At 56.9% G+C, this 7,009-nt stretch carries 12 protein-coding genes; 7 read left to right on the top strand and 5 right to left on the bottom strand.

Features of this window, described 5'->3' with window-relative positions:
- The first annotated feature begins 36 nt into the window (after positions 1 to 36).
- Positions 37 to 489, top strand: a complete 453-nt coding sequence (locus BP737_RS13610; protein ID WP_292410341.1) for a hypothetical protein — start codon at positions 37 to 39, stop codon at positions 487 to 489.
- A 126-nt stretch (positions 490 to 615) separates the two neighbouring features.
- Here BP737_RS13610 and BP737_RS13605 read toward each other — a convergent pair whose 3' ends face one another.
- Complete coding sequence (locus BP737_RS13605) at positions 616 to 855, bottom strand: hypothetical protein (protein WP_292410339.1); 240 nt, start codon at positions 853 to 855, stop codon at positions 616 to 618.
- 19 nt (positions 856 to 874) lie between these two features.
- Here BP737_RS13605 and BP737_RS13600 point away from each other — a divergent pair, with 19 nt between their 5' ends.
- From BP737_RS13600 to BP737_RS13590, 3 genes are all read left to right on the top strand, one after another.
- Complete coding sequence (locus BP737_RS13600; RefSeq protein ID WP_292410337.1) at positions 875 to 1,201, top strand: hypothetical protein; 327 nt, start codon at positions 875 to 877, stop codon at positions 1,199 to 1,201.
- Between the two features lie 507 nt (positions 1,202 to 1,708).
- Positions 1,709 to 2,731, top strand: coding sequence for a tetrahydromethanopterin S-methyltransferase subunit H (gene mtrH, locus BP737_RS13595; protein WP_292410336.1), 1,023 nt, complete (start codon positions 1,709 to 1,711; stop codon positions 2,729 to 2,731).
- Positions 2,732 to 2,746: 15 nt separating this feature from the next.
- Positions 2,747 to 3,307, top strand: coding sequence for a hypothetical protein (locus tag BP737_RS13590; protein WP_292410334.1), 561 nt, complete (start codon positions 2,747 to 2,749; stop codon positions 3,305 to 3,307).
- 294 nt (positions 3,308 to 3,601) lie between these two features.
- Here BP737_RS13590 and BP737_RS13585 read toward each other — a convergent pair whose 3' ends face one another.
- Both BP737_RS13585 and BP737_RS13580 read right to left on the bottom strand, forming a co-directional pair.
- On the bottom strand, positions 3,602 to 3,850 hold the full coding sequence (locus BP737_RS13585; RefSeq protein ID WP_292410333.1) for a hypothetical protein: 249 nt from the start codon (positions 3,848 to 3,850) through the stop codon (positions 3,602 to 3,604).
- A 113-nt stretch (positions 3,851 to 3,963) separates the two neighbouring features.
- A complete protein-coding gene (locus BP737_RS13580) occupies positions 3,964 to 4,302 on the bottom strand; it encodes a hypothetical protein (protein ID WP_292410331.1) in 339 nt (112 codons plus the stop codon).
- A 1,033-nt stretch (positions 4,303 to 5,335) separates the two neighbouring features.
- Between BP737_RS13580 and BP737_RS13575 the strand changes: the two genes are divergently transcribed.
- Genes BP737_RS13575 through BP737_RS13565 form a run of 3 tightly spaced genes read left to right on the top strand, consistent with a single transcriptional unit; the run spans position 5,336 to position 6,404 of the window.
- Positions 5,336 to 5,920, top strand: coding sequence for a nucleotidyltransferase domain-containing protein (locus BP737_RS13575; protein ID WP_292410329.1), 585 nt, complete (start codon positions 5,336 to 5,338; stop codon positions 5,918 to 5,920).
- Positions 5,920 to 6,201 carry a hypothetical protein gene (locus tag BP737_RS13570; protein ID WP_292410327.1) on the top strand — a complete coding sequence of 94 codons (282 nt, stop codon included), beginning with the start codon at positions 5,920 to 5,922 and terminating at the stop codon, positions 6,199 to 6,201. The genes BP737_RS13575 and BP737_RS13570 overlap by 1 nt, the downstream gene beginning before the upstream one ends.
- A complete protein-coding gene (locus tag BP737_RS13565) occupies positions 6,198 to 6,404 on the top strand; it encodes a hypothetical protein (protein ID WP_292410325.1) in 207 nt (68 codons plus the stop codon). Before BP737_RS13570 ends, BP737_RS13565 begins: the two co-directional genes overlap by 4 nt.
- Before the next feature lie 94 nt (positions 6,405 to 6,498).
- On the opposite strand, the gene BP737_RS13560 is transcribed toward BP737_RS13565, so the two are convergent.
- Both BP737_RS13560 and BP737_RS13555 read right to left on the bottom strand, forming a co-directional pair.
- On the bottom strand, positions 6,499 to 6,732 hold the full coding sequence (locus BP737_RS13560) for a hypothetical protein (RefSeq protein ID WP_292410324.1): 234 nt from the start codon (positions 6,730 to 6,732) through the stop codon (positions 6,499 to 6,501).
- A 33-nt stretch (positions 6,733 to 6,765) separates the two neighbouring features.
- Positions 6,766 to 6,939, bottom strand: a complete 174-nt coding sequence (locus tag BP737_RS13555; protein WP_292410323.1) for a hypothetical protein — start codon at positions 6,937 to 6,939, stop codon at positions 6,766 to 6,768.
- Between the last annotated feature and the right edge of the window lie 70 nt (positions 6,940 to 7,009).

The raw sequence follows: 7,009 nt of genomic DNA, 5'->3' as shown, positions 1-7,009 counted from the left end.
TATCCCCGAAGAGAAAGATCACCCGGCTGAAGTACGGTGCGCCGCAGAACGCCGATTGACCCGGCAGACGGTACGGAGGAACAGTTAAATCGGAAAGGGGACTGGATCGCCTGGACGGCAGTCGCGATCACGGTGTGGCTGGTCATGAGCATCCTCGTATCCCTGGCGAACCCCGTTGTCGCACGTTCGATCTGGCCGGCATTGCTCCCTGTCTTCATCCTTGCGTATGGTTATCTCACCGTCTGCTATTTCGTAAACAGAGCGAAGAGATGGAGCGAGAAGTATCTCGATACGCTTCTGGGACAGCAAACGCACGGAAAAGAGGAAGAAGCACAGAAGATACAGGCAATGGTCGAGCACGTCGAAGAAATGGAGAAGAAGGTGAACCGCATCGAGGCGATGCTGGTGACGGACGGGAGCGGGGGGTCGGGGATCGAGACGCCTCCAGCGTCCGGGCGCAGGGTGGCCCGCCTCGGAACGGATCGCTAGACGTCGGCCGATCATCAGCGCCGCGGCATAGACCGCTCCGGTCAGGAGCCGCGGGTCCGGACCATCCGAATATTCATTGAAGAAACAACCATCCACAGGGGAACATCCCGCCAAAAAAAGGAGAGATCACAGTAGCGACCCAAAATCGAAGACCCATCTATGGAAAAGGATCGCAAAAACCACGCTCGTTGCAAGGGAGAGGAATGCGGCCCGATCCCTTGACATCTCATGAAATATCCGTACGCCGAAATAGGTCGCCAGACCGAAACCGAGGAGAAGCAGCAGGTCCATAAACGGGATCTGTACAATCACAACCGCCCAGAAAAACAGGACGAAGGGAGCCAGGGCATAGATCGCCGATTTCATTGTTTTTTTCAAATCCCCGATGTACATCAACGAAAAGCAGGAAAAATGCTCAATGAGGCTGATCCCCAGGAGGGCGACCGCCCCGCAGATCAGACCCTGCAGTAAACCGATGAGAATTCCCGACACCAGAACCCCGAGCCGGTGTAATCCAATCTCGAATTCATCCGGCGGATACGACCCCGCAAAGAGGGGTAATAGCATTGAACACGACGGCTGTGACAACAACTACCGCAAAAAAGAATCGAAGATCGTACTGCAGCGGCTTTTCGTTAAGCCGCTGGAAAAAAATCAGAGGACTCCACGAACTTCGCCGGACGCTACGTTGAGCATTCATAAGATGATGTGAAGCACCGGGTTATGATAAATTCTGTCACGTTTCCCGGCATCTCCGGCGACTGTTCCAGAAAATCGGCGGACCCGATTCTTTCCAGGAGAAAGAAACTCCGATGGGACCCACATCCGGGGACGCCGCCAGGCCGCCCGGATAACCCGCCCCCGGGTCGTCGCACGGGCGTTATTAAAGCGAATACGCAGCCGTTACGTCCGAAAAGACGGAGACTATCTCCCCGGGCATGTGCCGTTGCTCCAGCGTATTGTACGGCGCGCACCTGTTCATTCTCCCGGGAGTACATCCCCGGTATCCTCTCAAAGAAAATTAATAATTGCAGATATGCAGAGGATACCGTCCGATTCATCAGCGCGAATAAGTATCATTCCTCGCGCTCCCGACCTCCCGCACTTTCAACAAATATTTATGGCCGGAAGCACCACTTTTTTATAGCACAAAATAGTTTTCTTTAACGAAAATCTACTTTATTTGTGCTGTCAACGTCACGAAAAGGACGTGAGAACTGTGTTTAGATTTGATAAAGAACAGACAGTACTGAATTTTAACGGTATAAAGATCGGTGGTCAGCCAGGAGAACACCCCCGGGTGCTGGGTGCATCCATCTTCTACAACAAACAGGAGATCGTCCTTGACGAGCACACAGGGAAGATCGATAAGGAAAAAGCAGAAGCGCTCTGGAACAGGACCCAGGAGCTCTACGATCTCACTGGAAACCCCTTTTTCTGCCAGATCATCTCGGAGCACGGAGAGGCGTTCGAGAACTACTTCCAGTGGTTCGACAGCATCGACAACAGGACTCCGTTCCTGATGGATTCGTCGGACCCCGCCGCTCTCGCCCATGCCACGAAATTCGTCGATGAAGTCGGTCTCTCGGATCGCGCCATCTACAACTCGATCAACGGGTCGATCACTCCCGAAAATATCGAGACCCTCAAAAACAGCAATGTGAACTCGGCCATCGTGCTCGCCTTCAATCCGGGAGACGGAACGGTCGTAGGAAAAGAGAAGGTGCTCAACGAAGGCGGGGTTGCCGGCCAGGAGAAGAGCATGAAGCAGATTGCGGAAGATTGCGGCATCACCCGCCCGATCCTGGATACCGCCGCAACACCGCTGGGGCTCGGCTCCGCCGGGTCGTTCCGGCATATCCTCGCCTGCAAGGCAATTCACGGGCTTCCGTGCGGCGGCGCCTACCACAACATGACCGTCTCCTGGACCTGGCTGAAGCGCTGGCGGAAGAACGGGTTGGCTCAGATATACGAAGGCAAAGAAGCCCTCGCCGAGCAGATGTTCCACCACTACTTCGGGGGAATCGACGGCATCCGGCAGGCCGCGTGGTCGTCTCCCGATATCGGCTGCAATATCATTGCCATGACCCTCGGGGCCGATCTCATCATGTACGGCCCGATCGAGAGCATGGAGCCGATGGCAACCACCGCCGCATTCTGCGACATCGTGCTCGGTGAAGCATGCAAAGAACTCGGTGGGGAGATTCAGGAAGAAAATCACCCGTTCTACCGGATGATCTGAGACCCGTAGATTACCATGTCGCTACCACCGCTGTTCCGGAAGTACCTGTCCGTTCTGGAATCTTCCGTCACTGGCAGGGACTCCGAAGAACTCCTGAGCCTGCGGGAGTGGGTGCGTGAGGCCGCGGCCGCGGACAACCGCCCGGAGAAGGTCCAGACGCTCGCCGGCATCGGCATTGCCTGTACCTACGGCTCCCACACTGCCGGTGTCTGGATCGGCTACATCCGCGACCCCTCCTCGGTCTCCCCTGCATCCGTCGGCAGGATCCCCTGCTGCCCTGGCAGGGGTGACTATTCATCACTCTTTACTGTAAAAGAGCCGGTACTCAGACCTGAATTGTCCGTCAGCAATATAGGCAGCGGATATGCGGCTGCCTTCTCGACCTGCTGCAGGGAGATCGGCGATGAGGCCGCCGAAGCCCTTGCCGGGTACATCGGCAACGACGATGTGGCGGTGCTGGATGCCGCCGTTCATCGGTGCGTGTCGGAATACGCCGGGTCGGGGATGCAGCCCTTCGCAGATGAATTCCTCAGTCGTGTGGATGCATGCTGCAAAAGACGGAAATGTTCCGCCTGAATACTGCACGTACCTCATAAACTCCTGCCAATACCATTTTTCACGGGGATTGCGGTGGACCCACCCCTTTCCCTGCATCTGTCATGCACATCCCGGACACCGCCGTCGGACCCGGGACAAGAATCGCCGGGAGGCACCCGACAATCGCCTAAAGACCGATTCCCGGCCCCGTTCCCCCGGGAGGGATTACAATGAACTGAACGTTCGGGCGTATATGATATCTTCTGTCACGACGCTCTACATCCCGTCGTGAATCTCCGGCGTTCGCACCCAGGACGGTATCCCGACTGGATTCTAGCCGGAAGATCGCCGCCATCCACCACGGCAAAAGCCATACAGGCGCCGGATGACGAGAAGTATCAGGCCGACGATGCAGAATACAAGGAGCGTCAGGAAAATGAGACCGATAGCCCGACCAAAGAGCATGAAGAGAGGATCGAGCGCCGGATGCAACCTCCTGAGCGGGTCGTAGAAGAGTAAGAGGAAGAGCATCACGGCAAACAGTCCCGTTACGATTGCGTCCATCGATACCTTTTGCCGCATGCTCCATCCACCTCTTATGAAACCGTTACCGTAAACCGGTCCTCATCCCAGACCGAAACCCCAGTAAGTATCTCAGTTCGTCATCCAAAGAAAAAACCGCGAATCTCGCCGAATTACGGCGCATTCCTCCTGCGATACGTTCGGATGAGATAGTACCCCGCCGAGAGCACGATCACGGCTCCCAGAGCAACTCCCAGAAGAACAGGATCATAAAATACGCTGAATGCGCTTTTAGACCCGTGATACGCCGCGGTATCCCCTATCCCAGGTGTTTCAAGCGCCGTTTGCCGGGCGTTTTCCGTATCCGCTACCGAAAATCCGTCATCCGTCGAATCGATCCGCACGTCTTCATCCGGCTGAGCGGATGCATGTGCCATGCCGCTACCGGCGAGGATGAAGAGCAGCAGGGCAATGCAGATCAACCGTCCCCTGCCGATACCGATAACATTCATGCCTTATCTCCCTCCGTCGACTTTTTTCTTTTCATGTGTTCCAACTCCATTTTCAGTCCCCGGAGGCAGGAGAGGCACACGTTTTAAGTACCTGGAATGCGTACATCTCATTAGCCTTTGGGCTTGCGGGGCTCTATCATCCAGCCGTCAAGCAGGGATGGAGGGACCCCACGAACGTTTGCGAACGTACCCTCGCGCCCACACAATGACCTGGGCGTAGGTCTATTTATAAATTCTGTCCATTTTCTTTACATGTCCGGGAAGTGTTCCCGAAACCAATGGGACAGAACCGTCACCGGGGAAAAAACATCGGCCTGTATCGAGAGAGGTGCAGCCGTCCGGAGAGTGCCTGAAAGGTCGCGCGATCCGGAGAAAGGAAAGTTTTCCCGAGGGTCACCCCAAAAGCGCCCGCACAAACCGTTCCAGGATCTCCCCCGGGGCGAGCGGGATGTTCGGGACCGCCGCGTTCCCCGGTTTCAACACGACGTGGATGAAGTTCGGCCCCGCCCCCGGTTCTCCCAGATACCTTTTATCTTGCGGGGGTGAAGAGAGCGGAGCGAGAAGACCCACCCTTCAGTGGGGATGACACGGAAACTTCCACAGGAAGTTTCCTGACAGGAAGATGCAGAGCATCTTCCGTGAAGCGGAGCCACCCTTCCCATTTGGTTCGAGACGATACATTTTCTTCTCATATCTCGTATTGGAAGGCGTCTGCGTTGCGAGAACCAAGCAACCGGAATACACAGTCTGCTGTAAGGCAGAAACTGCCCGAACAGAACATTCAACGCCTGTGGAGATCGAGTAAGACCCGAAAGGGCACGGTCGATGAAGCAGGAAGCCACGCCCAAAAGGAGCGGGGTAGTTCACGTGACAGGCATCTGCACATCGGGCCTTACAGGTGGAGATCCACCCCTCAAACGACCGCAATAGGCTGAAAACGTGGGCAGCGCCGGATGACAGAGGCAGGAACGATCCCGGCGGCCGCTCGCCGACCGAAACCCTGATGCCGTGGACCGTCCAAAATTCTGGACATATGTCTAAAAAATTGGACATTCGGGAGGACCACCTCAGGGTCCTCTTCCTCTTCACCCGGGGCTACAACCAGGAGATCTACATCCGGGAGGTCTGCAGGAATCTTCCTATCAGCCGTGGATCGGCCCAGACAGCCCTTGAATACCTTGAGGAGAAACAGGTCCTCCGCTCCATCACCCGGGGCAGGACGCGGTTGTTCTCCCTGCAGCGGGGCAGCCACGCGCGGGACTTCTGCACTCTTGCAGAGATCTACCGGAGAATCTGTTTTGGGGAGGAGGAACCCTTCGTCGCCGGGGTCCTCGACCGGATCGCCCCCCACATCAACGGGAGTTGTGCGGTCTTCGGGAGCCACGCAGAGGGGACCGCGGACGAAGAGTCCGACCTCGACCTCTTCGTCGCCGGAGAATGCCGGAGGGACGAGGTCGAGAAGATCGGAAAGACTTACGGCCTCCCGATTCACCTCACCGTCTACCCTCCGGAGATCTTTGACCGTAGCCTCCACACAGATCCCTTTCTCCAGGAAGTGCTCCGGAACCATGTGCTGATCAAAGGCACCGAACACTTCGTTGAGCAGGCGGTAGGATAATGGATCAACTTGTGTGGTGCGGCCGGATCAAGAACGGGATCTCCCTTACCGCTCCAAACGAAACCCTGGCATCTGCATACCTGAAGAAAGCCGAAGAAGCCCTTGAGACGATGCAGACAATCACTGCCCGTGACTGGAAGATAACGACCGCGTACTATGCGATGTACTTCTCCCTCTACGCCGTCCTCACGCGGCTTGGGGGATACGGTGTGAGAACCATTCCTGCACTATCCTGCTTATGGAACGGCTTCTCTCCAATTATTTCACTCCTGCAGAGATGACGCTCGTCGAGAGAGCGAGAGGAGCAAGAGTCGACGCACAGTACTACATCTCGCGAGAGGTCCCGGACCCCTTCTGTGAGGAACTAATCCGGGCCGCTCCGCGGTTCCTGGTAAAGTGCGCGGCGATCGTCAACGCGATGAACGAGAGAACCGTCGGGGCCCTGAGGAAACGCCTGATGGAGGCACTCGGCAACGAGGACTAAGGGGCGTGGACCAAGAGGTTTCTCACCCCAAAAGCGCCCGTGTAACCTTTCCAGGCAAGTATGGTTCCGGGTAAGGATAGATCCGGACACGGGGTTATCGCGACGCCGCCCTCACCGGATCTCCCCGCCCGGAGGCCACGTCGTCAGCACCACGTAGTATGCGCCTTCGTACCGTAGGTGTCGCGAAGCGCCCTGCCGCGTACGAGACCTGAGCGCCCCCGACGACGCGCCGGCTCCGATCGCCCCACTCCCGCGCCGAAGGGTTCCGCTCCCCGCCCCGGATCACCGCATCGAGCGCGGGATGTTCTTCGAAGTCCTTCTCGGTCAAGGAGACGACCGCGCTCTCCCCCGGCTCTGCCCTCTACATGACGTAGAGCATCGGCTGCCCGCCCGAGTTCTCGTGAGCGTAGAGGATGACGGCGTCGGCGAGCATGAACCCGAGCGCGACGGCGACGATGCCGGCAAGGCCGCAGGCGACGATGATTCCTGCCGTTTTGAGCCGGTTTCTGGATTCCGTTTTAACATCTTCTGCCATTTTGATTACACCTCCCGACCCGGTCTTAGTGGAGCAGAACGCGAGTGAGGTAATACGCACCGTCGTACTC

The sequence above is a fragment of the Methanoculleus sp. UBA291 genome (assembly GCF_002499755.1).
GTDB classification, from domain to species: Archaea; Halobacteriota; Methanomicrobia; order Methanomicrobiales; family Methanoculleaceae; genus Methanoculleus; species Methanoculleus palmolei.
Note: the sequence above shows the minus strand (reverse complement) of the source record. Positions and strands in the feature narration are given on the sequence as shown.

What these genes read in the sequence shown, in the direction of transcription:
- BP737_RS13570 (WP_292410327.1), top strand. Translation starts at nt 5,920, where the DNA reads ATGGATCAACTTGTGTGGTGCGGCCGGATCAAGAACGGGATCTCCCTT.
- BP737_RS13590 (WP_292410334.1), top strand. Translation starts at nt 2,747, where the DNA reads ATGTCGCTACCACCGCTGTTCCGGAAGTACCTGTCCGTTCTGGAATCT.
- BP737_RS13585 (WP_292410333.1), bottom strand. Translation starts at nt 3,850, where the DNA reads ATGCGGCAAAAGGTATCGATGGACGCAATCGTAACGGGACTGTTTGCC.
- BP737_RS13580 (WP_292410331.1), bottom strand. Translation starts at nt 4,302, where the DNA reads ATGAATGTTATCGGTATCGGCAGGGGACGGTTGATCTGCATTGCCCTG.
- BP737_RS13605 (WP_292410339.1), bottom strand. Translation starts at nt 855, where the DNA reads ATGAAATCGGCGATCTATGCCCTGGCTCCCTTCGTCCTGTTTTTCTGG.
- BP737_RS13565 (WP_292410325.1), top strand. Translation starts at nt 6,198, where the DNA reads ATGACGCTCGTCGAGAGAGCGAGAGGAGCAAGAGTCGACGCACAGTAC.
- BP737_RS13555 (WP_292410323.1), bottom strand. Translation starts at nt 6,939, where the DNA reads ATGGCAGAAGATGTTAAAACGGAATCCAGAAACCGGCTCAAAACGGCA.
- BP737_RS13600 (WP_292410337.1), top strand. Translation starts at nt 875, where the DNA reads ATGTACATCAACGAAAAGCAGGAAAAATGCTCAATGAGGCTGATCCCC.
- BP737_RS13575 (WP_292410329.1), top strand. Translation starts at nt 5,336, where the DNA reads ATGTCTAAAAAATTGGACATTCGGGAGGACCACCTCAGGGTCCTCTTC.